The sequence below is a fragment of the Prauserella alba genome (genome assembly GCF_024171735.1).
GTDB classification, from domain to species: Bacteria; Actinomycetota; Actinomycetes; order Mycobacteriales; family Pseudonocardiaceae; genus Prauserella; species Prauserella alba.
The window spans coordinates 1,322,331-1,343,556 of sequence record NZ_JAMTCH010000004.1 but is presented as its reverse complement, the minus strand read 5'-3'; the positions used below and the strand labels follow the sequence as shown (position 1 = coordinate 1,343,556).

Here is a 21,226-nt window from a genome sequence, read left to right as displayed (position 1 = left end):
CCGGCACAACGAAACCCCGCGACGGGGAGCCGGTCCGATCAGGCCCCGTCGCGGCAGCGAAGCAGAAGTGCGCGTGCCACGAGAGCGAGGCTAACCCAACGACGGGCCGATTGGCGAGGGCGGGTGTCGACACCGAAATGTTACGGCGCAACATCGTTGCAGGTTACTGGCCCGTAGCAATCGGCCATGCGACGTGTCAGACTGCGGGTCATGGGTGAGCACACGGAGAAGAACGCGCAGGGTAGCGCAGGTGGTGGCGCCGATACGGAGGCCACCGAGGTGCACCAGCCGTCGGCTCCCGAGACGACGTCCGGCGGCAGCGGTGCGCCGCAGGCGGCCGCGCAGAGCGGCACCCCCGACGCGGCGAACGGGAAGGTGACCGGGCAGACCGGCGGTTCGCGGCGTGCGCAGCGTGAGGCGAAGGAGCCGTCGGTCGACTGGAAGGCCGTTCGCGAACGGGGTGTCGGCCTGCTCGCCGGGATCGTCCGGTGGGTCGGCCTCGCGTTCGCGCTGGTCCTGGTGCTCCACGTCGTCTTCGTGATCGGCGAGGCGAACCCCGAGAACGGCATCGTGCAGTGGGTGGCCGACACGTCCGAGAACCTCGCGGTCGGCTTCCACGACCTGTTCCAGCCCGCGGATCCGAAACTCCTGGTCCTGATCAACTACGGCATCGCTGCGATCTTCTGGCTCGTCGTGTCGTCGATCGTGGCGAAGGTGATCCGCCGCGTCGGCGGCGGCGTCTGAGCGCTTCGGTGCCCCCAAGGGCACATTGGTCGCACTCAACGCGCCTGTTCTTCCCCTCGCACTTCGTGAAGGGGGCATGGGGTGCGCTCGCTGTTGCGCCATGATCGGGGGAGGATTCGTCGCGCTCAACGCGACCAGGGTGCCCTTGGGGGCGCTCACGCCGGCCTGGGGATCGCAGGGTCACAGCAAGGGGGTGCCCCAGGCGCCGGCGTAGGCGATCTCCGAGAGCGGCAGGCGGGCGCGCGGGGCCCGTTCGCGTTCGACGTCCCGTGGCCCGCCGAGCACCTCGGCATCGGCCTGGACCCCGACGGCGATCGCGACCAGGGGTTCGGCGTCGGCGGGCACCCCGAAGTCCCGTCGCACCCGTTCCGCGTCGAAACCGGCCATCTGGTGCGCGGCCAGGCCCTCCGCGACGGCCTGCAGCGCCAGGTTCTCGGCGGCGAGGCCGACGCCGTACTCGGCGTACGGCACCTCGCCCTTGGCGTTGCGCCGCATCGCCAGCCCGACCAGCAGCGCACCCGCCCGGTGGGCCCACGCCCGGTTCCGTTCCGTCAGCGCCTCCAGCACCCGCGCGTACGTCTCGTCGCCGCGTAGGCCGACGAGGAATCGCGCGGGCTGGGTGTTGCCGAACGAGGGCGCCCAACGGGCCGCGTCGAGAAGGGTGCGGATCTGCTCCGGTGTGACGTCGCTCATTGCGTCGAAGGCCCGGGGGCTCCGGCGCCGGGCGATCAGCGCGTGCACACCGACGGGCGTTTCCTGTTGTCCGCCACCCATTCCGCACCTCCATGGGCCCGGAAACCAGCAGCTCGGCGGCGTGCGAGGAGTCACAAGGCCGAATGGCATCCGGGTGAACGATCGGTACCCTGGTCACGACGATACGGAGCGTGCGCACCTTTGCGACAAGGCCGCCGAGCGGGCGCCGCTCCTTCGAGGAGGTTCGGCCAAAGTGGCGCTCATAGTCCAGAAGTACGGCGGTTCGTCGCTGGAGAGCGCAGACCGGATCAAGCGTGTCGCCGAGCGCATCGTTGCCACGAAGAAGGCAGGCAACGAGGTGGTCGTCGTGTGTTCCGCGATGGGGGACACGACCGACGAGCTGCTCGACCTCGCGGAGCAGGTGAATCCCGTCCCGCCGGAGCGCGAGATGGACATGCTGCTGACTGCGGGCGAGCGGATCTCGAACGCGCTTGTCGCGATGGCGATCTCGGCGCAGGGCGCCGAGGCGTGGTCGTTCACCGGCTCGCAGGCGGGCGTCGTGACGACGTCCGTGCACGGAAACGCCCGCATCATCGACGTCACGCCCGGGCGCGTGACCGAGGCGCTCGAGCAGGGCTACATCGCCCTGGTGGCGGGCTTTCAGGGTGTTGCCCAGGACACCAAGGACATCACGACGCTCGGCAGGGGCGGATCGGACACGACGGCCGTCGCGCTCGCCGCGGCGCTCGAAGCCGACGCGTGTGAGATCTATTCCGATGTGGACGGCGTGTACACCGCGGACCCGCGGATCGTTCCGGATGCCCGCAAACTCGACACGGTGCCGTACGAGGAGATGCTCGAGCTCGCGGCGAGCGGCTCGAAGATCCTCCACCTGCGCTCGGTCGAGTACGCAAGGCGGTACGGTGTGCCGATCCGGGTTCGCTCGTCCTACAGCGACAAGCCGGGCACGACGGTGGCCGGCTCGATTGAGGAGATCCCCGTGGAACAGGCGTTGATCACCGGCGTGGCGCACGACCGGTCCGAAGCGAAGATCACGGTCACCGGGGTCCCCGACCATGCGGGCGCGGCGGGCAGCATCTTCCGCGCGGTCGCGGACGCCGAGATCGACATCGACATGGTGCTGCAGAACGTGTCCAACACGCAGGGCCGCACCGACATCACCTTCACCCTGTCGAAGGCGAACGGGCCGAGCGCGGTCGGGGAGCTCGAGGCGCTCAAGGAGCAGATCGGCTTCTCTGCCGTGCTCTACGACGACCACGTCGGCAAGGTGTCACTCGTCGGTGCGGGCATGCGCTCGCACCCGGGTGTCACGGCGACGTTCTGCGAGGCGCTGGCCCACGCGGGCGTCAACATCGAGATCATCAACACCTCCGAGATCCGCATCTCCGTGCTGATCCGCGACGAGCAGGTCGACGACGCGGTGCGTGCGATCCACGAGGCATTCGAACTCGGCGGCGACGAAGAGGCCGTCGTCTACGCGGGGAGTGGTCGCTGATGGCTGGTGGGCTGCGAGTCGGTGTGGTCGGTGCGACCGGCCAGGTCGGCGGTGTGATGCGGCAGCTGTTGGAGGACCGGAAGTTCCCCCTGTCCGAGCTGCGGTTGTTCGCCTCGGCCCGCTCCGCCGGTTCGACCTTGTCGTGGGGCGGCAAGGACATCGAGGTGGAGGACGCGACGACGGCCGATCCGTCCGGACTGGACATCGCGTTGTTCTCCGCCGGAGGTTCGACGTCGAAGGCGCAGGCGCCACGGTTCGCCGAGGCGGGCGTGACGGTGATCGACAACTCTTCGGCGTGGCGGCTCGACCCGGACGTCCCGCTCGTCGTCAGTGAGGTCAACCCGGACGCGATCGGCGATGCGCGCAAGGGCATCATCGCCAACCCCAACTGCACGACGATGGCCGCGATGCCCGTCCTCAAGCCGCTGCACGACGACGCGGGCCTCACGCGCCTGATCGCCAGCACGTACCAGGCGGTGTCGGGCAGCGGGCTCGGCGGTGTCGAGGAACTGGCGAGCCAGGTCGATGCCGCGGACGGCAACGCGAAGGCGCTGACGCACGACGGTTCGGCCGTCGACTTCCCCTCGCCGGAGAAGTACGTCGCGCCCATCGCGTTCAACGTGCTGGCCATGGCCGGCTCCATTGTGGATGACGGCACGTTCGAGACGGACGAGGAACAGAAGCTGCGCAACGAGAGCCGCAAGATCCTCGACATCCCGGGGCTCGCGGTGTCGGGCACGTGCGTGCGCGTTCCGGTGTTCACCGGGCACTCGCTCTCGGTCAACGCCGAGTTCGCGTCGCCGATCTCCGTGGCCCGTGCGCAGGAGCTGCTCTCGGGGGCGCCGGGCGTGCAGCTGGCCGACGTGCCGACGCCGCTGGAGGCCGCGGGCAAGGATCCGAGCTTCGTGGGCCGCATTCGCACCGACCAGGGCGTGCCGGACGGCCGCGGGCTGACGCTGTTCCTCTCCAACGACAACCTCCGCAAGGGTGCGGCGCTCAACACGGTGCAGATCGCGGAGCTCGTCGCCGACCGAATCTCGAAGTAGGGACGCGGCGGAAGCACGCGACGCCAACCAGGAGACGCCGCGAAAACAGGAGACGCGCCGAAAACAGGCGCCGAAAGCCGAGGACGGGCGTTTCCGGCGAATCGTGCCGCAATGACGAAAACCGCGAAGGTTCAGGCCTTCGCGGTTTTCGCATTCCGGAGCTCTTTCATTCGTTTCCGGTGATGCGTGTCTCTGATAGTTGTAGGTGCTAAGCAATCGGGGTATGTCTGGTAGTGGAGTGATCACGTGCGGTGAGAGGGGTGTGGACATGACGTATGAGCTGCGGGATTGGGACATCGTCTCGGGGGTGGGCATCACCGCTCTCGGCGTGGCCGCCGCCAGGGCCGTCGAGACGAGCCGGGCCGACCCGCTCGTCCGGGACCCCTACGCCGCCGATTTCGTCCGCGCCGCAGAATCGCCGATTCCCATGCCGGCGCAGGCCGAGGACGTCGCCGACGACGATCTCCGGTGGTCGCTGATGTCGGTTTTCCTGGGGCTGCGTTCGCGCCATCTCGACGAGTACCTGCTCGATTCGTGCCGCGCCTCCGGGGAATCGCCGGGTGCCCGCCAAGTCGTGTTGCTCGCGGCCGGGTTGGACAGTCGCGCTTTCCGGCTGCCGTGGCCGGAAGGCGTCACGGTGTACGAGGTCGACCAGCCGCGGGTGCTGGCGTTCAAGGACGCGGTGCTCGCGCGCGGCGGAGCGGAGCCGGGATGTGCGCGCCGGGTCGCGGCGGTGGACCTGCGCGACGACTGGGCGGCGGCGCTGGCCGGTAACGGCTTCGATCCTGCGATGCCCACCAGTTGGCTCGCCGAGGGGCTGATGCCGTACCTCCCCGGGGACGCGGCGGAGCAGCTGCTGACGACCGTGCACGAGCTGTCCGCGCCGGGCAGCACGATCGCGGTGGAATACATGCCGGGTGTGGATTCGGTACTCGCCGATTCCTCGGCCGCGTCGTTGTCGGCCGGACTGGGGATCGACCTCGCATCGTTGCTGGCGGACAGCGACTACGACCCGAACGCCGGGCTGGCTGAACTGGGGTGGACCGTCGACGAGGTGACGGTGGCGCAGTTGGCCGACCGGTACGGCCGCACGTTCGACGACGAGCACGTCGCCGAGCTGGCGGGCAACGGGCGGTATCTGACGGCACGGAAACGCTAGCCCTCCCGTCCGCAACCGGGTCACGGCCCGGTGGTGTTGCCGGTAGGTTGTCGAGCCATGTGGAAACGGACGGCGCCGGTCGCCGCGCTGGGAATGTTGTTGCTCGCAGGGTGCTCCGAGGTGTCGGAGATCAGCAAATCCGTGGGCGGGGCCGCGGACAAGGCGAGTGTCTGTGGTCAGGCGCTCGGGATCGTCGACCTCAACCCGAACGTCGATCCGGAACAGGTGCAGTCCGAGGCTGCGGACAAGGCGCAGGAGCTTCGTGACCTCGCGGGCAAGGCCACCGAACAGGACCTCAAGCAGAACCTGACCGCGCTCGCCGACGGTTACGTCGAACTCGAGCAGCAACGCGCCGACCGGATCGGCGACTTCAACCAGTGGCTGCAGCAGAACCTGAACAAACTCGACCAACTCCGCCAGGCCTGCACATGACCCGTGACGCCGCGGTGCCGGTCGGGACGTCCCTCCGGCGCCGCGGCGTCACGCGGGCTGCGGGGCGGGCCGGCCGGACGTGCTGCGGCGGGACAGGGCCGCACCGGCGGCTGCGAACGCCAGTCCACCCGCACCCGCCGCGACGAAACCCATGCCCGGCGACGTGTGGTCCATGACGAACCCGACGACCGGGCTGCCGAGTGCGAGCCCGATCCGTGTCGCCGAGTCCTGCACGCCCATCGCCTCGCCGCGCGCCGCCGGCGGAGCGAGCTGCGAGACCCGTTCCGTCGTGGCCGCAAGGGTCGGGGCGCACACGAGGTTCGACGGCACGAGGATCAGCGCGAGCAGCCACCACGGCTCGGCCACGAGGGCCGCGGGGATCGTCAGTGCGGCCAGCGTGACCATCAGTGTCAGTTGGGACGCCGACCGGCGTGCGACCCCGTGCACGACCCCGCCCACCAGCGACGCCAGGCACATCACGGCGATCACGATGCCCGCCGCGCCCACCTCCCCGGACTCGCGCAGGGTGGCCAGTGCCGCCAGTTCCGCGCCGACCAGTACGAAGAGTGCACCGGTCGCGACGAGCAACGTCGCGATCATGTGCCTGCCGAGCCAGGACGTCAGCGGTGGGCGAATCCCGGCCCGAGAGGTCTGCCCGGCCTCCTCCGGTGTCCGGACCGGTGGGTTCACGGCGAACAAGGCGCACCCGCACGTGCCGAACAGCAGGCCGATCGCGGTCAGTGCGGCCGTCGACGAGACCTGCGTGGTGACGAGGATTCCCAGCGCGGGGCCCGTCATGAACGTCAGCTCGACGAGCACCGAGTCGAGCGAGTAGGCGGTGCGGCGCTGCCGCACGGGGACGAGCGCGGCGATCACCTGGCGCGCGATGGGGCCCGCGGGAATGAGGAGCGCACCGGCGGGCAGTGCCGCGACGAGCAGTACGGCGTACGGCAGGTGCGGTGCGCTGATCCAGAACGTGGCCGACGTCGTGCCGCACACCGCGACCACGGGTCGCAGTCCGTGGCGGTCGATCATGCGGCCGAGCAGCGGCGCGGCGAGCGCCGTACCCGCGGTGGTGGCGGTGCCGACGAGGCCGGCGGCGCCGTAGCCGTGGCCGAGTGTGCCGACGACGTGAAGGGTCAGCGTGACGCCCGTGGCGGTCATGGGGAGCCGGGCGAGCACGGCGACGAGGGTCGACGTGGCCATGCGAGGAATGCGAAGAATGTGCAGGTAGGGCGTCAGCGGCACGTCCGCGACGTAACAGCATCCCGGTACGGTCGTGCAACTTCTTTCGAGCACGTCACACGTGGGGTGCGGGTGACGCGCCGGAGGGTGAACCCGGCGGGCAGGACGGGGAACGGTTACGTCGGGGGACGGTTGTGGGAGCTGTGGTGGACGGTGCGACCGCAGTGTGACGCCCGGATCGCTCGTCTCGGTACTTGCCGTACCGGCAAGTGGGTGAAGCTCATGCCCCAGTTGGTCCAGTGCGCGATGGGTGGCGAGCACACGTCGTGACGTCATCACGCCACGGGATCAGGTGATTGCACGGTGTGCACGACGAGGCCGGTTGGTACGGCTGGACGTGTTCGTTGCTCTCCCACGCCAGGAGGTTGGCAGTCATGAAGTCCGGATTCGCTCGTACGGTCGCCGCGGTGCTGTCAGGGGCCGCGCTCGCAGTCTCCACATCGGGGATCGCGACGGCCGCGAGCATCAGCGACGACGGCAGCGGCTCGGTCACCACCCAGTCCACCGCACACCGCCTACTGGACCTGCGGGACCAGCTCACCGACCGGGCCTACTCCGGTGACGTGCAGGGCACGAAGGCCATGCTCGCCGAGGTCGACCCGGTGCTCGAGCGGCTCGCCACGACATCCACCGCGCGAAAGGCGGCGAGCGACGCGAAGAAGGCGTTGGCGCAGAACCAGAAGGTGCGGGACGTTCTCGCGGACCCGCAGGCGCAGCCGCGTGCCTACACGGCCGACGCCGAGATGCGGCAGCTGCCCTCGCTGCCGGATCCGTTGGCCGCGGTGAACGGCCTGCTGCAGTCACTGCTCGCGACGGTACAGGGGCTGTTGTCCGGTCTGCTCGGCCCGGTGCCGATGCCGGAGGTGCCCGCGGTCCCGGACACACCGGAGGTCCCGGACACCCCCGACGTCCCGACCCCGTAACCCACGGGCGGCCGTTGGACGCCCCCAAGGGCACCTTGGGGGCGTCCAACGCCCCAAATCTTCCCCTCACGCCGATCAGCGCCCCGGGACATCGACGAATCCCGGGGCGCCGCTGTTCGTGCTACCGCGTGTAGCCGGACAGGCCCATGCGGAGGGCGCCCGCGGCCTCGGCTGTGGCTTCCCGGAAACGGGTGCCGACGCCGGTGAAGTTGACGAACCCGTGGATCAGGTCGTCCTGCCTGCTGAGGCCGACGGGGACGCCGGCCTCGGCCAGCTTGGCCGCGTACGCCTCGCCCTCGTCGCGCAGCGGGTCGAACCCCGCGGTGGCGATGTAGGCGGGCGGCAGGCCCGTGTGGTCGTCGGCGAGCAGCGGTGACAGCAACGGGTCGGCGCGGTCGACACCCGCGGGTGCGTACTGGTCGAGGAACCACGTCATGTGCTCGTCGGTGAGGAAGAACCCGTTGCCGAACAGTTCGCGCGAGCGGCGCCGCGTCGTCGAGTCGACCGCCGGGTACAGCAGCAGCTGGAACGCGGGTGCCGGGCCGCCGCGCCGGGTGGCGGCCAGCGCCGTCACAGCCGCGAGGTTGCCGCCCGCGCTGTCCCCGCCGACGGCGATGCGCTCGGCGTCGGCTCCCAGGTCGGCGGCCTTCGCGTGGGCGTAATCGAACGCCGTGAGCGCGTCCTGCTGCGCCGCGGGGAACGGATGCTCGGGTGCGAGGCGGTACTCGATCGACAGCACCCGCACGCCCGCTTGCTTGGCGAGCAGCCGCGCCGTGTTGTCGTGGCTGTCGCGCGTGCCGATGACGAAGCCGCCGCCGTGGTAGAAGACCAGCAGCGGTGATCCGTCGGCCAGGCCTTGCGGCGTGTACAGCCGGGCCGGGATGTCGCCGTGGTCGGCGGGAATCAACAGTTCGCGGGTCGCGACCGGCTGGATCGGCGCGCCGCTCACCAGGTGCCGTGCCGCATCGAGGGCCGCGCGCGAGGTGTTGACGTCGAAGTCCGAAGCCACCAGTGACGTCCCGGACAGCTGTTGCATCCGCAGCAGCAACTGCGCGTCCAGTGCGAGCTCCTGGCCGTCCAGCTGCACCGGCTTGCCCGCGATCAGCCGACGCAGCGGCGAGGGCAGCGCGTAGATCGTCTTCATGGCTGCGGCCTGGGCCCGGATCTGGGGTGGAATCGCCATCGGTGGTGCCTTCCCGTCGACTCTGACTGCGTACACGAGGTTACTTGCGGGTAGGAAGAAGGGCCAGTCGTCGGTGACCGCGTTCCCCTGCCCCGCGGCGGCGCCCCGGCGGCCGATCACCGGCCGATCACCGGCCGGTTCCGGCCGTCACGAGTGCGAGATGTGACGGATATCGTCTCGGTGCCGCCGTAGTGGACCTCGACCATGGTCGAGCACTTAGCCTCGGAGTCGTGACTTCTACAGGCGCGACTTCTGCAGGCGCGACTTCCGCCAGCACGGTCAAGGTGCTCGGTATCGGCGGCTCGTTGCGGGACGGTTCGCAGACCGAACGGGCGCTCCGGATCGCACTCGACGGTGCTGCCGAAGCGGGTGCCGACACGTCCGCCATCTCCGGCCAGGCCCTGGACCTGCCGTTCTACGACGCGGTATCGCTCGAACGCACGCCACGCGCGAGCGAACTCGTCGAGGCCGTCCGCGAGGCCGACGGGCTCATCGTCGTCTCGCCCGGATATCACGGCGCACTGTCGGGCCTGATCAAGAACGCGCTCGACTACCTCGAGGACCTGCGCGCCGACCGGCGCCCCTACCTCGACGGCCGCGCCGTGGGCGTGGTCGGGGTCGCCTACGGCTGGCAGGCGGCCGTAACCACACTCGACCAGCTGCGCACCATCACCCACGCCCTCCGCGGCTGGCCCACACCACTCGGTGGCGCGGTCAACACCGGTGAGGTCAAATTCGACGTCGACGGCGGAGCGTCGGAGGAGAAGGTCGAGCGCACGCTGCGGCTCATCGGCACCCAGGTCACGGAGTTCGCCCAGCGCCGCGCATGACGGCGGCCGGGTTTGGGTTCCCGGCGAGGCGGTAATCCCCGGATCGCGTCGGCCCGGCGCGCGTCGCGTGCTGCCCGCGGCACGCGATGCTTCCGAGGACTCGAGCGCTTGCAGGGGAGCGCACCGCAGGAGGAACCCATGGCCAAGTCGCCGATCAGCAGCCCACTCAAGGACAGCGACAAGAAGATCACCGCGAACGTGCTGCAGAGCACGCTGGTCGACCTCATCGATCTGTCACTGATCGCGAAGCAGGCCCACTGGAACGTGGTCGGCACGAACTTCCGCAGTGTCCACCTGCAGCTCGACGAGCTGGTGTCGACGGCGCGCACCTACACCGATTCGGTGGCCGAGCGTGCCAACGCCATCGGTGTCTCGCCGAACGGCAAGGCGTCGACGGTCGCGGAGAGCTCGGGCCTGTCGGACTACCCCGACAACTGGCAGGACACGAAGGCCACAGTCGACGCGATCGTCGAGGTCCTCTCCGAGCTGATCGAACGCCTGCGGAACCGCATCGACGAGACCGACAAGGCCGACCTCGTCACCCAGGACCTGCTCATCGAGATCGCTGCCGAACTCGAGAAGCAGCACTGGATGTGGCAGGCCCAGCAGCAGTAGTCCCGCGCGTGGCGCGGGAGCCCCCAGGGGCACTTTGGCTGCATTGAACGCAACCAAAGTGCCCCTGGGGCACGGGCGCGGGTCAGGTGAGCCCGACGGCCTGCATCGCGAAGTGCACCTCGGTGGCCGTCTGGGTGATCGTCTCGGAGATCACCAGTGAGCCGTGGCCCGCGTCGTAGCGGTAGAACGCGTGGGTCACGCCTCGCTCGGCGAGCCCGTCGAGGTAGTTCTCGATCTGGCGGATCGGACAGCGCGGGTCGTTGTCACCGGCGAGCACGAGAACCGGGGCGTCGACGTCGTCGAGGTACGTCAGCGGGGAGCACTCGCGGTAGACGCCGGGCACGTCCTCGGGCGCGCCGCCGAACAGGGCGCGGTCGAACGAGCGCAGCTGTTCCATCTCGTCCTCGTAGGCGGCTACGTAGTCGGCGACGGGAACGCCGGCGACACCCGCCGTCCACCGGCCCGGCTGGGTGCCGAGCGCCAGCAACGTCAGGTACCCACCCCACGAAGCGCCACTGACGACGCACCGCTGCGGATCGGTCAGCCCGCTGCTCACGGCCCACCCGTGCACCGCGGCGACGTCTTCGAGCTCGGTCAGCCCCGGCCTGCCCTCGATGGCGTCGCGCCACGCCGAGCCGTAGCCCGTCGATCCGCGGTAGTTCACCTCGACGACGGCGAACCCGGCGTCCAGCCACACGGCGCGGTAGGCGGAGAAGCGGTCCTCGTCCGCGGCGTGCGGACCGCCGTGCAGCAGGAACACGGTCGGCTGCGGACCCTCGGCTCCCGCCGGCCTGGCGACGAGCGCGTGGATGCGGCCACCGGGACCGTCGACGAACGCGTCCTCGACGGGCTGCGACCCGGGTGCAGGATCGCCGGGCGGGGTCATCAGCACCTCGTCGGCCCCGTCGGCGCGGCGAACCCGCACCACGGGAGGCTGAGCGGCGTTCGACCACGAGTACTCGACGCTGCCGTCCGGGCGAACGCCGCCACCGCCGATCCGGCCGGGCGGCGTGTCCAACGCGGTGAGCGCGGCGGACTTCAGGTCGTAGCGATGCAGCGAGCTGCGGCCCTCGTGGAAGTGGACGATCAGCAGCGCGTCGGCGTCCGGATACCAGGTGCCGGCGACCTCGCCGGGCAGGTCGAGACTGATCTCCTGTTCGGTGTCGGCCTCGACGTCCCAGATGAGCAGCTCTTCCCTGCCGCGGCGTTCGTGCAGGAGCAGCAGCCGCGGGTCGCCTTCGACGGGGGAGAACTCGAGCGCGTCGAGGCCCTTGCCCTCGCCGTCCCACTTGTCGGCGACGGCCTGGAACCCGTCGGTGGCGAGCACGCGGACCGCGGGGTGGCGCGAGTCGCCGTGCTCGGAATGCGCGATGGCCAGCAGCCGTTCGTCCCGGGACAGCGCGGCGATGCCCGCGTCCTCGGAGCGGAAGTAGAAGCGTGTCGTCTCCCCGCCGGTGTGCGCGTACAGCGCGCTGCCGTCGTCGGTGGACACGCCGACCGCGACGAGCCGGTGGCCGATCTCGAGGCCCGCCGGATAACCATCGGGGACGTCGGCCACGGCCTTGGCGGCCTCGGCGTTCTGCGCCGTGTCGCCGGCGTCGAAGGGCTGGCGGACCCAGGAGCCGAACTCGTCGCCGTCGGTGTCGTCGAACCACCAGATCCACTCGCCGTCGGGCGACGTCGTCGCGTGAAGCGTCCCGTTAGGACGGTCGGTCACCTGGCGGCTCTCGCCCGTGACGCGGTTCCACGCGTAGACCTCCCACACGCCGCTGGCGTTGGACACGTAGATGCTGGCGTCGGGTGCGTCGAGCGCCCAGTCCGGCACCGATACCCGCGGCGCCAGGAACCGTGACCGCCAACGCCGCTCGGCCCCCTCGTCGGAGAAGAGCCGGTCGGGGACGTGTGGGGCTGGGTACCGCGGTGCGCCTGGCTGCTGTGTCGTCACGGTCGTCGATACTGCCAGGTCCCGGTGGCGACGCCGCCGCACGCCGTGCCCGGGGTGGTCGGCGGAGACGTGCCCGGTGGTGATTCAGCGGAGGTGCGCAGGCGCGCGAGCTGCGTGTGAGCCCCGTCACCTGTGAGGTTGAGGGGTTGTGCGGACCGGCGCAGGGGGTGGCCGTCATCATGGGCGCGATGTCTGCTGAACCCGTGCGCACCGACAACAGGGCCGACGACGAACCCGACGAGACGCGGTTGAGGCGCTGGGAACAGCGCACCGAGTGGCCGATGATCGCGCTGTCCGTGCTGTTCTTCGCGGGATACGCCTGGGTCGTGTTGGAGCCCGGCATGGACCGCGGCACGCGCTCGACGCTCGACCTCGGCATGTGGCTGGTGTGGGCGGCGTTCGCCGCCGACTACCTCGTCCGGCTCGCGCTGAGCCGGCGGCGCGGCAGGTTCGTGCTGCGGAACCTGTTCGACCTCGTCGTCATCGCCGTGCCGATGCTGCGGCAGCTACGAGTGCTGCGCCTGGTCATGGTGCTCGTCCTGATCAACCGGCGGATCCAGGCGCGCGTGCGCGGGCAGGTCGTGGCCTACGTGTCGGGTGCGACCCTGCTGGTCGGCGTGTCCGCCGCACTGGCGGTCCTGCAGGTGGAACGCGATCATCCGGACGGCATGATCACGAACTTCGGCGACGCCCTGTGGTGGACGATGACCACCATCACCACCGTCGGCTACGGCGACTACTCACCGGTCACCGGCCAGGGCAAGCTCATCGCCACCGGACTCATGCTCGCCGGCATCGCACTGCTCGGTGTGGTCACGGGTTCGATCGCGTCGTGGTTCGTCGAGAAGTTCGGTGGCATGGAGGAATCGGAGCGGGAGTCCCGGCAGGCCGACGCCGTTCGTGCGGAGGAGCTGCGCGGCGAGGTCGCCGACCTCAGGGCGGAGATCACCGCGCTGCGTGAACAGCTCGTGGGCGCTCGCACCGACGATTCCCGGGCGTGACGGCCGGTCGTCCGAGCGTGACGACGACCCGGTGACGGCGACGGCCCCGTAGGGCCTGAGTGCCTCGTCCGCACGGGTCTCGCCCCGGGATGGTCCGGCCACGGGGGATTGCTCTCGTCCATCCGGATTGTCCGCTGTGCGGGCTTGCGGTTGTGGATCACCACTCCTATGCTTCGGGAAGCGCTTTCCGAAAGCGCTTACAAACCGTTCATCCGGTAAGCACAACATCCGGTCAGCACGATGGGCCGTACGGCGAGCCGACGGAGGTGATCGCTGAGTTCTTCGCGCATGGCGCCGGCTCGTCGACATGACCGCTCGTCGAGGTGGCGGTGCCGCATGAGTTGCCAAATCGCATCACCGGTGGCCGCGGGCGTGGCCGCCGAGCGGGGAGGATCATGCACCGCACGTTCTCGCATGCCCGAACGACTTCCAGCGCACGCAGTACCGATCCGACGTCGCAGCCGAGGCCGCTGCGGCCGACGAGATCGCCGAGGCTGCGGCGGGTGTTCCTCGTTGCCGTGGCCGCCGTCCTGCCGCTGACGGCGACCTCGGCGACAGCCTTCGCGGCGATACCCTCTGGCGTTGCAGGGGCGGCCGTCGCCGACTCAACGGTTACCGATGCGACGGTTAACCGTGAAGCGGCTACCGGTGCAGCGGCTACCCACGCAGCGGCGGCGGGCCCGGCACGACGCGGTCTCCGAGGCGAGCCGCCGGACCGGTACTCGTTGTCCTGGCCGTGGGGTGCGGCCGGATCCGTGCACCGCAACGGGTTCACCGTCGTCCGGCCGGAGCCGACGCGGCGCGACTGGGCTCCGCTGCACCCGGACAAGTGGACGTTCGCCGACGGTCAGGTGATCCAGACCGACCGGGGAGATCCGCCGGAGGGACCGCGCAGGCCGTTCGAGTACGCGATCGTCGACGCGGGTCCCGAACTGGGATCGGTGCGTTACCGCGCCGCGGTGCGTATCGACGAACCGGTGACCCGAAACGACCGCGACGTCGTCCTGATCTTCAACTACCGGTCGCCGACGAGCTTTTACTACGTCCACCTGTCGCAGGACAACACGATCTACGCACACAACGGCATCTTCAAGGTCGACGACGCCGACCGGGAACGCATCGACGATCAGTGGGACGGCGAGCGCGGTGCGCCGCCCACGATCGACGACCGCGCCTGGCACGACGTGCGACTCGACTATCACGCGCCGTCCGGTCGTATCGCCGTTCACGTCGACGGTTCGCCGAAGCCGTTGATGACCGCCAGGGACACGACGTTCTCGGGTGGCCGGATCGGATTCGGCTCGTTCGACAACTACGGCCGCATCCGCGACGTCACCGCGGCCGGCATCCGCGACTGACGAGCAATCGTCCACTGTAGACGTCCCGGTGCGGCGGAATCGCCTTCGGACCGGGCGGGTCGGCGTGTGCTCGCGCATGTGCCGGCCGGAAATCGATCCAAGCACGTGAAAACGATGAGCACGTGGGATGGAGTCCAATGATGGGCAACAGAAAATGGTGGGTGTCGGCCGTGACCACGGCGGTGCTCACGATGTCGCTGGCGGCGCCGCCTGCGGGCGGAGCGTCACCGGCGGAGGGCCGGCCGGGGGCGGGTGACGAACCGATCACCGATCCGATTCCCGAGGATCCGCGGCCCGCGGAATTGGGGTTGGTGCTGGAGGAGTACGCCCAGCTTCCGGAGACCGAACCGACGCCGCCGCCGACGGACGAGCGGCTGATGCGGCACAACCGGATCAACTACATCGGGGAGGTGCCGGACGGCTCGGGCCGGAAGTACGTGCCGGACCTCAACGGTCCGATGTATCTGCTCGGCGACGATGGCAAGCAGCACGCGTATCTCGACATGCGCGACGAGGACGAGTACTTCTTCTCGGGCAGGGGCATGGGAACGGGTTTCGGCTTCGTCACGTTCCACCCGGAGTTCGCCGAGAACGGCAAGTTCTACACCGTGCACTCGGTCGGCGAGGAGGGCATCGCGGAGAACGAGCCGACGTACCCCAACCAGCCGAACGCCGACGTGCAGAGCGTCGTGACCGAGTGGACCGCCGACGACCCGTCGGCGAACACGTTCTCCGGCACCCACCGCGAGATCTTCCGATTCGGCTTCGCGACCCAGATCCACGCGATCCAGCAGATCGACTTCAACCCGACGGCCGAGCCGGGTGACGAGGATTACGGCCTGCTGTACATGGCGGTCGGCGACGGTGGAAACGGTGTCGGCACCGACGTTCCGCAGGCACTCGACAACCCGGCGGGCAAGATCCTCCGTATCGACCCGGAGGGCACGAACGGCCCGGGCGGTGCGTACGGCATCCCGGAGTCGAACCCGTTCGTCGGGAAGCAGGACGCGCTCGGCGAGATCTACGCGCTGGGCATGCGGGATCCGCACCGCTTCACGTGGGACCCCGAGGGCAAGAACGAGATGTACCTCGGCCACATCGGACAGCGGGCGCTCGAGGCCGTGTACAAGGTCGACAAGGGCGACAACCTCGGCTGGAGCGAACGGGAGGGCCGCTTCCGGTTCGACCCGGAGAAGCAGTGCGTGCTGTACCCGCTGCCGCCGGATGACCCCAAGCACGGCTACACCTACCCGGTGGCGGCCTACGACCACGACGCACCGGCGAACTGGCCGTGCAATTCGGACAGTGGGCACGCGATCTCGGGCGGCAAGGTGTACCGCGGCGACATCCATCCGGAGCTGCAGGGCAAGTACATCTTCGGTGACCTGGTCGACGGTGAGGTGTTCAGCACCGAGGCCGCCGACATGAGCCGCGGCAAGAACCGGGAACCGATCACCGAGGTGCAACTGTTCGATTCGGACGGCGAGCGGAAGCGGATGAGCGACTTCGTCGACGACGGGCGGGTCGACCTGCGGTTCGGCACCGACGCGGCGGGCGAGCTCTACCTGCTGGCGAAGGCGAACGGCAAGATCTGGAAGGTCACGGACGTGAAGCCGGCCGAGCCGTCGGAGGTCACCGATGCCGTGTCGGACAACCTGGTCGCGCACTACGACTTCGAGCACCCGTTCGCTGTGGACGGTGCGAAGGAGGCGGGGCAGGGCAGCGCCAACACGCTGCTGGACCTGGTGAACGGCGGCGAGGACATGCGTGTCGATGGCGGTGCGTTCCCCGGCAGTAACAACTCGTTGCAGCTCAAGCAGGTCAACCCCGGCCAGGTCGGCAACGACGATTGGAAGGCCGGGCTGTGGGACGGCGACGCGGACGGTGTCGAATCGTTGGACGCGTTCAACGCCGCCGACGGGATCACGGTGATGGGCTGGGTGAAAATGACGGGTGAGAACCCGAGCCCCGACCCGTCGTCGGACGATCCGGACGCGCGGTACAACTCCGTCGGCCTGGCGGGCGTGCTGAGCGGCGATTCGGACGGTCACAACGTGCGCGCGCTGCTGGAACTGATCGAGGTCGACGGCGAGATGCGGCTCGTGGCCCTGGGCAGGCGCCTGGACGGCGGCGAGTCTCAGACGTTCGCGGCCGAGCAGGATTGGCGTGAGCTCCTGCCGAAGGGTGAGTGGGTGCACCTGGCGGCGACGTTCGACTATACGACCGGTGAGATGGCGTTGTACCGCAACGGCGAGCCACTCGAGGGCTCGTACGTCAAGGACGGTGACCCGTGGCAGGTGGACGGTTCGCCGACCAGTGCGACGAACCCGCGCGGCATCAAGGTCGGCGGTAGCTTCCCGCAGAACACGGCGGAGAAGAATCCGTGCAACTGCAGCATGGATTCGCTGATGTTCCTCGACGAGGCTGCCGACGGTTCGACGATCGCCGAGCAGTACGCGCGCTTCCGGGGCGAGTAAGCGATCACGCAGCGGTGGGCCGTACCGGAAGGTGCGGCCCACCGCTGCTGTTCGGCCACAGTGCCCACGGGTGCGACCCCAGCGGGCTCGTTCGACTCGGCTCGGCTCCGGCCGCTGAAGACACCACGGCGACCTGCACCGGCCCTCCCCGGAAGCCGCAACACGACCCCCGGAATCCGCAACACGAGTCCTGGAGGGCGCAACACGGGCTCCGGAATCCGCAACACGGCCTGGGCTGCGTGTGACATGAAGAAAGAGACCCCCGTCCGCCTGCTCCGGTGACAGAGCCGCGGACGAGGGTCTCCCTCTTTCGTCGGGGTGGCGGGATTTGAACCCACGACCTCCTCGACCCGAACGAGGCACGCTACCAAGCTGCGCCACACCCCGATGATGTGTTCACCGGTCTCCCGGTGAGCGGGTCGGGAAACAGTCTAGCGGACTTCGCTGCGGGCTTTGCGGCGGGTGGTCCTTCTGGCGGTGGTGTCCTTGCGGGTGGTCGGTGAGCTGCGGGGAACGAGGGTGAGCAGGCTCGCTTCGGGTGGGCAGGCGAATCGGGCCGGGGCGTACGGCGAGGTGCCGAGACCGGCGGAGACGCCGAGCCACATGTCGGCGCCCCATCGGGAGACGCCGCGGGCGCGGGACCGGTCGAGTTCGCAGTTGGTGACGAGGGCGCCGATGCCGGGGACACGGAGCTGCCCGCCGTGGGTGTGGCCTGCGAGCACGAGGTCGTAGCCCTCGGAGGCGAACGGGTCCAGCACGCGCGGTTCGGGCGAGTGGGTGATGCCGAGCTTCAGCACGATCTCGGCGTCGACGGGGCCTGCGATCTCGCTGAAGCGGTCGCGGCGCAGGTGGGGGTCGTCGACGCCCGCGACGAAGATCCGCTGACCTGCGACGTCGAAGGTGGTGCGGCGGTGGGTGAGGTCGTGCCAGCCGCGTTCGATCATCGCCGCACGCAGGTCCTGCCAGGGCAGGTGCCTGCCGTGGATCCGCTTCTTGCGGCCCCTGGGCATGAGGTAGCGCGCCGGGTTCTTCGGCTTGGGTGCGTAGTAGTCGTTGCTGCCGAAGATGAACACGCCGGGCCGGTCGAGCAGCGGTCCGAGCGCGCGCAGCACGTGCGGTACGGAACGCTGATGGGCGAGGTTGTCACCGGTGTTGACGACCAGGTCGGGTTCGAGCTCGTCGAGGGCCGCGACCCAGCGTTGTTTGGACTTCTGGCCGGGCAGCATGTGCAGATCGGAGATGTGCAGGATGCGGATCGGGTAGGCGTCGTCGTCGAGGACGGGGAGCGCGGCCGTGCGCAGTGTCCAGTTCCTGCGTTCGACGCCGACGGCGTAGCCGAGCGTTGCGGCGCCGACGGCGGCCGTCGTGGTGACGAGGCGCTTCATGGAGTCTCCTTGCCCTGCAGCTGCACGCGCCCAGCGTACGCGTGCGGCCGGCGGTCAGGGGGCGGGTCGAGTCGGTGCCGTGGCGTATCAGTTGCCGCGTTTCCGAGACCGCGAACACCAGGGCGATCGCGGTCCCCGGTCCGATGACGGCCAGCCACCACAGGGGACTGAGCTCGGTGAAGCGGCCCCCGGGCGGGTGTCCGGCCGGGCCGGAAGCTCGACCGGACACCCGCCGGACCTCGTGGACCGGCATCGCCGGGTCCCTCACCGCCGCGGTTCGCTACTTGTAGCGAGGACTGGGCTTCGGGAGCTGGCGGACCGGTTCACCTTCCATGATCTTCTTCATCGCGTTGAACCAGGTGCGCGCCGGCGCCTTGCCGCCGAAGATGTTGCCTTCACCGTCGACCGAGTAGACGTTGCCGGGGCCGCTGTCCACGATGCCGCCCGTCGGGCGTTCCGGCTTGAAGATCATCGACGCACCGGCCAGCTGGGGCGTGCCACCGATGAACGCACCGGAGGCGTTGCTCTGCGTCGTACCCGTCTTGCCGATCATCGGGCGCGACCAGTTGACGGCCTCGGCCGCGGCGGCTGACGTGCCGCCGGGGAGGTCGTCCTTGCTCATGCCGACGGCCAGCGAGTTCGCCAGGTCCTCGCTCACGACCTGCTGGCACGGGTTCTCGTCGACCTTCACCGGGTTGCCGTCGCGGTCGGTGACCTCGGCGATCGGGGTCGGCGGGCACCACGTGCCGCCGCTGAGGATCGTCGCCGCGACGTTGCCCATCTCGAGGGGGTTCGTCGGGCTGACGCCCAGCGTGAACGACGGCATACCTCGGGAGTTCTTCCGCGGAGCGTAGTACTTCCGCTGCGACATGGCGTACTGCCCGCCGGCCTCCTTGTCGATCGGGCCGCCGTTCCCGGCGTTCGACTTCATGGTCCTGCGCATACCGAGCTTGTAGGCCATGTCGAGGATCGGCTCGATGCCGACACGGTCGACGAGGTGCACGAACGTCGTGTTCGGCGACTTCGCGAGCGCGTCCTGCAGCGTCAGCGTGGGCGGGTAGTCACCCGCGTTGCCCACCGTGTACGGCGCTCCGGCATTCGTGTAGCGCGACGAGGTGTACGAACCCGGTGACGGCAGGTCGTCGAAGATGCCGACCCCGGCCTTCTCCATCGCCGCCGCGGCCGTGAAGATCTTGTAGCTCGACCCGGCACCGGTGACGTTCCACGTGTCGGACGGCAGGGCGTAGGTGGTCTCGCCCGCCTCCTTGTCCAGTCCGTAGTCGCGGTTGGCGGCCAGCGCCACCACCTCGTGCCGCTTCTTGCCGGGCCGGACCAGCGACAACGTGTTGGCCACGTTCTCGGTCATCTTCGGCACCTGCTTCTCGGCGGACTGTTTGGCGAGGTGGTTGATCCGCCGGTCCAGCGTCGTGCGGATCGTGTACCCGCCGTCGTAGAGCTCCTCCTTCGAGATGCCCGAGCGGATCAGGTAGTCCTCGACGTACTGGCAGAAGAACCCGTGCTCGGGACCCGCACCGACGCAGTTCGCGGCCGGCTTGTTCGGGCCGCCCTTCACCACGCCCAGCGGCTCCTTCTTGAGCCGCTCCGCGTCCTCCTCCGACAGCTTCTGGTTGTCGACCATCGAGTCGAGCACCAGGTTGCGGCGGTTCTTGGCGCCCTCGGGGTTGTTCCACGGGTCGAGCACCGCCGGGTTGTTCACCATTCCGGCGAGCATCGCCGACTGGTTGACGTCCAGCTTGTCGGGTGTGGTGTTGAAGTAGGCCCGCGCGGCCGCGCCGACACCGTAGATCTGCCGCGAGAACTCGACGACGTTCAGATAACCGGCGAGCAGCTCCGCTTTCGACATCCGCGTCTCGAGCTGGATCGCGATGCGCGCTTCCTTCAGTTTGCGCGCGATGGTCTGTTCCTGTGCGCGTTGCTGGCCGATCTCGTCGTCGCGGTAGGTGACGTTGATCAGGTAGTTCTTGACGTACTGCTGGGTCAACGTCGAGGCGCCCTGCGTGTCGCCGCCCGACGTGTTGCTGATCGCGGCGCGCAGCGTGCCCTTCCAGTCGACGCCGTTGTGCTCGTAGAAGCGGCGGTCCTCGATCGAGATCAGCGCCCACTTCATGGCGTCCGAGATCTGCTCGGGCTTGGTCGGCACGCGGTACTGGTTGTACAGCGTGGCGATCGGTTTGCCGCTCTTGTCCGTGATCGTCGTCAGCTGCGGCGGCGGCTCGTCGGCGAGTTCGGCCGACATCGAGTCGACGGTCTCGCTCGCCTGGTTCGACACGACACCGGCGGCTCCGACCACGGGGAAGAGGATCCCTGCCACCAGCACACCGGCCAGCAGGCAGAGCCCGACCATCTTCAGCAGACCGCTTCTCTTACGCACGCAGCCAGGGTACGCACACCGGCCGTCACGTGCGGGTTGGCTACGCGGCGCGCTGCCGTGGCGCCCATACACACTTCAGTGGAGAAAGCTCCAAGCGGTAATCCGAAACATTGTAGCCACCTGCACTTGACCGCACGGTCATTCGCGAAAACAAATCCGAACTTCGTTGGTTGGATATGGGAACCGCGTGTGTCTACAGTCCGTCAACATCTCACGAGGCAACGCTCACAAGGGGAGGCGTTGCGGAGGGACCGTGAGAACACAGGGAGAGAGCGACCAGTC

General features: G+C 69.2%; 17 protein-coding genes and 1 tRNA gene. 11 read left to right on the top strand and 7 right to left on the bottom strand.

Annotation, left to right across the window (positions count from 1 at the left end; genetic code table 11):
* The first annotated feature begins 375 nt into the window (after positions 1-375).
* Entirely contained in the window at positions 376-744 is a 369-nt protein-coding gene (locus LY12_RS15020; RefSeq protein ID WP_253857443.1) for a hypothetical protein, read from the top strand.
* A gap of 180 nt (positions 745-924) precedes the next feature.
* Here the strand turns inward: LY12_RS15020 and LY12_RS15015 are convergent, their stop codons facing one another.
* Entirely contained in the window at positions 925-1,518 is a 594-nt protein-coding gene (locus LY12_RS15015) for a nitroreductase family protein (protein WP_253857051.1), read from the bottom strand.
* Positions 1,519-1,690: 172 nt separating this feature from the next.
* Between LY12_RS15015 and LY12_RS15010 the strand changes: the two genes are divergently transcribed.
* The 4 genes from LY12_RS15010 (at position 1,691) to LY12_RS14995 (ending at position 5,590) form a co-directional block, all read left to right on the top strand.
* Positions 1,691-2,953 carry an aspartate kinase gene (locus LY12_RS15010; RefSeq protein ID WP_253857049.1) on the top strand — a complete coding sequence of 421 codons (1,263 nt, stop codon included), beginning with the start codon at positions 1,691-1,693 and terminating at the stop codon, positions 2,951-2,953.
* A complete protein-coding gene (locus LY12_RS15005) occupies positions 2,953-3,999 on the top strand; it encodes an aspartate-semialdehyde dehydrogenase (protein ID WP_253857047.1) in 1,047 nt (348 codons plus the stop codon). Before LY12_RS15010 ends, LY12_RS15005 begins: the two co-directional genes overlap by 1 nt.
* A gap of 268 nt (positions 4,000-4,267) precedes the next feature.
* A complete protein-coding gene (locus LY12_RS15000; RefSeq protein WP_253857039.1) occupies positions 4,268-5,158 on the top strand; it encodes an SAM-dependent methyltransferase in 891 nt (296 codons plus the stop codon).
* 57 nt (positions 5,159-5,215) lie between these two features.
* Entirely contained in the window at positions 5,216-5,590 is a 375-nt protein-coding gene (locus LY12_RS14995) for a DUF8711 family protein (RefSeq protein WP_253857037.1), read from the top strand.
* Positions 5,591-5,638: 48 nt separating this feature from the next.
* On the opposite strand, the gene LY12_RS14990 is transcribed toward LY12_RS14995, so the two are convergent.
* Positions 5,639-6,838: an MFS transporter gene (locus LY12_RS14990; protein ID WP_253857035.1), complete on the bottom strand. Its 1,200-nt coding sequence runs from the start codon at positions 6,836-6,838 to the stop codon at positions 5,639-5,641.
* A 371-nt stretch (positions 6,839-7,209) separates the two neighbouring features.
* On the opposite strand from LY12_RS14990, the gene LY12_RS14985 reads away from it, so the two are divergent.
* The gene (locus LY12_RS14985) at positions 7,210-7,758 is read left to right on the top strand and encodes a hypothetical protein (RefSeq protein ID WP_253857033.1); all 549 of its coding nucleotides are present in this window, start codon (positions 7,210-7,212) and stop codon (positions 7,756-7,758) included.
* A 121-nt stretch (positions 7,759-7,879) separates the two neighbouring features.
* On the opposite strand, the gene LY12_RS14980 is transcribed toward LY12_RS14985, so the two are convergent.
* The gene (locus LY12_RS14980) at positions 7,880-8,941 is read right to left on the bottom strand and encodes an alpha/beta hydrolase (RefSeq protein WP_253857031.1); all 1,062 of its coding nucleotides are present in this window, start codon (positions 8,939-8,941) and stop codon (positions 7,880-7,882) included.
* A 230-nt stretch (positions 8,942-9,171) separates the two neighbouring features.
* On the opposite strand from LY12_RS14980, the gene LY12_RS14975 reads away from it, so the two are divergent.
* Both LY12_RS14975 and LY12_RS14970 read left to right on the top strand, forming a co-directional pair.
* Positions 9,172-9,771, top strand: coding sequence for an NADPH-dependent FMN reductase (locus LY12_RS14975; RefSeq protein ID WP_253857029.1), 600 nt, complete (start codon positions 9,172-9,174; stop codon positions 9,769-9,771).
* A gap of 138 nt (positions 9,772-9,909) precedes the next feature.
* Positions 9,910-10,386 (top strand): Dps family protein, encoded by a 477-nt coding sequence (locus LY12_RS14970; protein ID WP_253857027.1) that lies wholly within the window; start codon positions 9,910-9,912, stop codon positions 10,384-10,386.
* A gap of 82 nt (positions 10,387-10,468) precedes the next feature.
* Here LY12_RS14970 and LY12_RS14965 read toward each other — a convergent pair whose 3' ends face one another.
* A complete protein-coding gene (locus LY12_RS14965) occupies positions 10,469-12,331 on the bottom strand; it encodes a S9 family peptidase (protein ID WP_253857025.1) in 1,863 nt (620 codons plus the stop codon).
* Between the two features lie 188 nt (positions 12,332-12,519).
* Between LY12_RS14965 and LY12_RS14960 the strand changes: the two genes are divergently transcribed.
* The 3 genes from LY12_RS14960 to LY12_RS14950 all read left to right on the top strand — a co-directional run bounded on the left by LY12_RS14960 (position 12,520) and on the right by LY12_RS14950 (position 17,167).
* Positions 12,520-13,332, top strand: coding sequence for a potassium channel family protein (locus LY12_RS14960; protein WP_253857023.1), 813 nt, complete (start codon positions 12,520-12,522; stop codon positions 13,330-13,332).
* 755 nt (positions 13,333-14,087) lie between these two features.
* The gene (locus LY12_RS14955) at positions 14,088-14,690 is read left to right on the top strand and encodes a hypothetical protein (RefSeq protein WP_253857020.1); all 603 of its coding nucleotides are present in this window, start codon (positions 14,088-14,090) and stop codon (positions 14,688-14,690) included.
* Between the two features lie 137 nt (positions 14,691-14,827).
* Positions 14,828-17,167, top strand: a complete 2,340-nt coding sequence (locus tag LY12_RS14950) for a PQQ-dependent sugar dehydrogenase (RefSeq protein ID WP_253857018.1) — start codon at positions 14,828-14,830, stop codon at positions 17,165-17,167.
* Between the two features lie 313 nt (positions 17,168-17,480).
* Here LY12_RS14950 and LY12_RS14945 read toward each other — a convergent pair.
* The 3 genes from LY12_RS14945 to LY12_RS14935 form a co-directional block, all read right to left on the bottom strand.
* Positions 17,481-17,554 (bottom strand) — tRNA-Pro (locus tag LY12_RS14945).
* A 44-nt stretch (positions 17,555-17,598) separates the two neighbouring features.
* Entirely contained in the window at positions 17,599-18,552 is a 954-nt protein-coding gene (locus LY12_RS14940) for a metallophosphoesterase (protein WP_253857016.1), read from the bottom strand.
* 280 nt (positions 18,553-18,832) lie between these two features.
* Entirely contained in the window at positions 18,833-20,944 is a 2,112-nt protein-coding gene (locus LY12_RS14935; RefSeq protein ID WP_253857014.1) for a transglycosylase domain-containing protein, read from the bottom strand.
* Positions 20,945-21,226 lie beyond the last annotated feature (282 nt).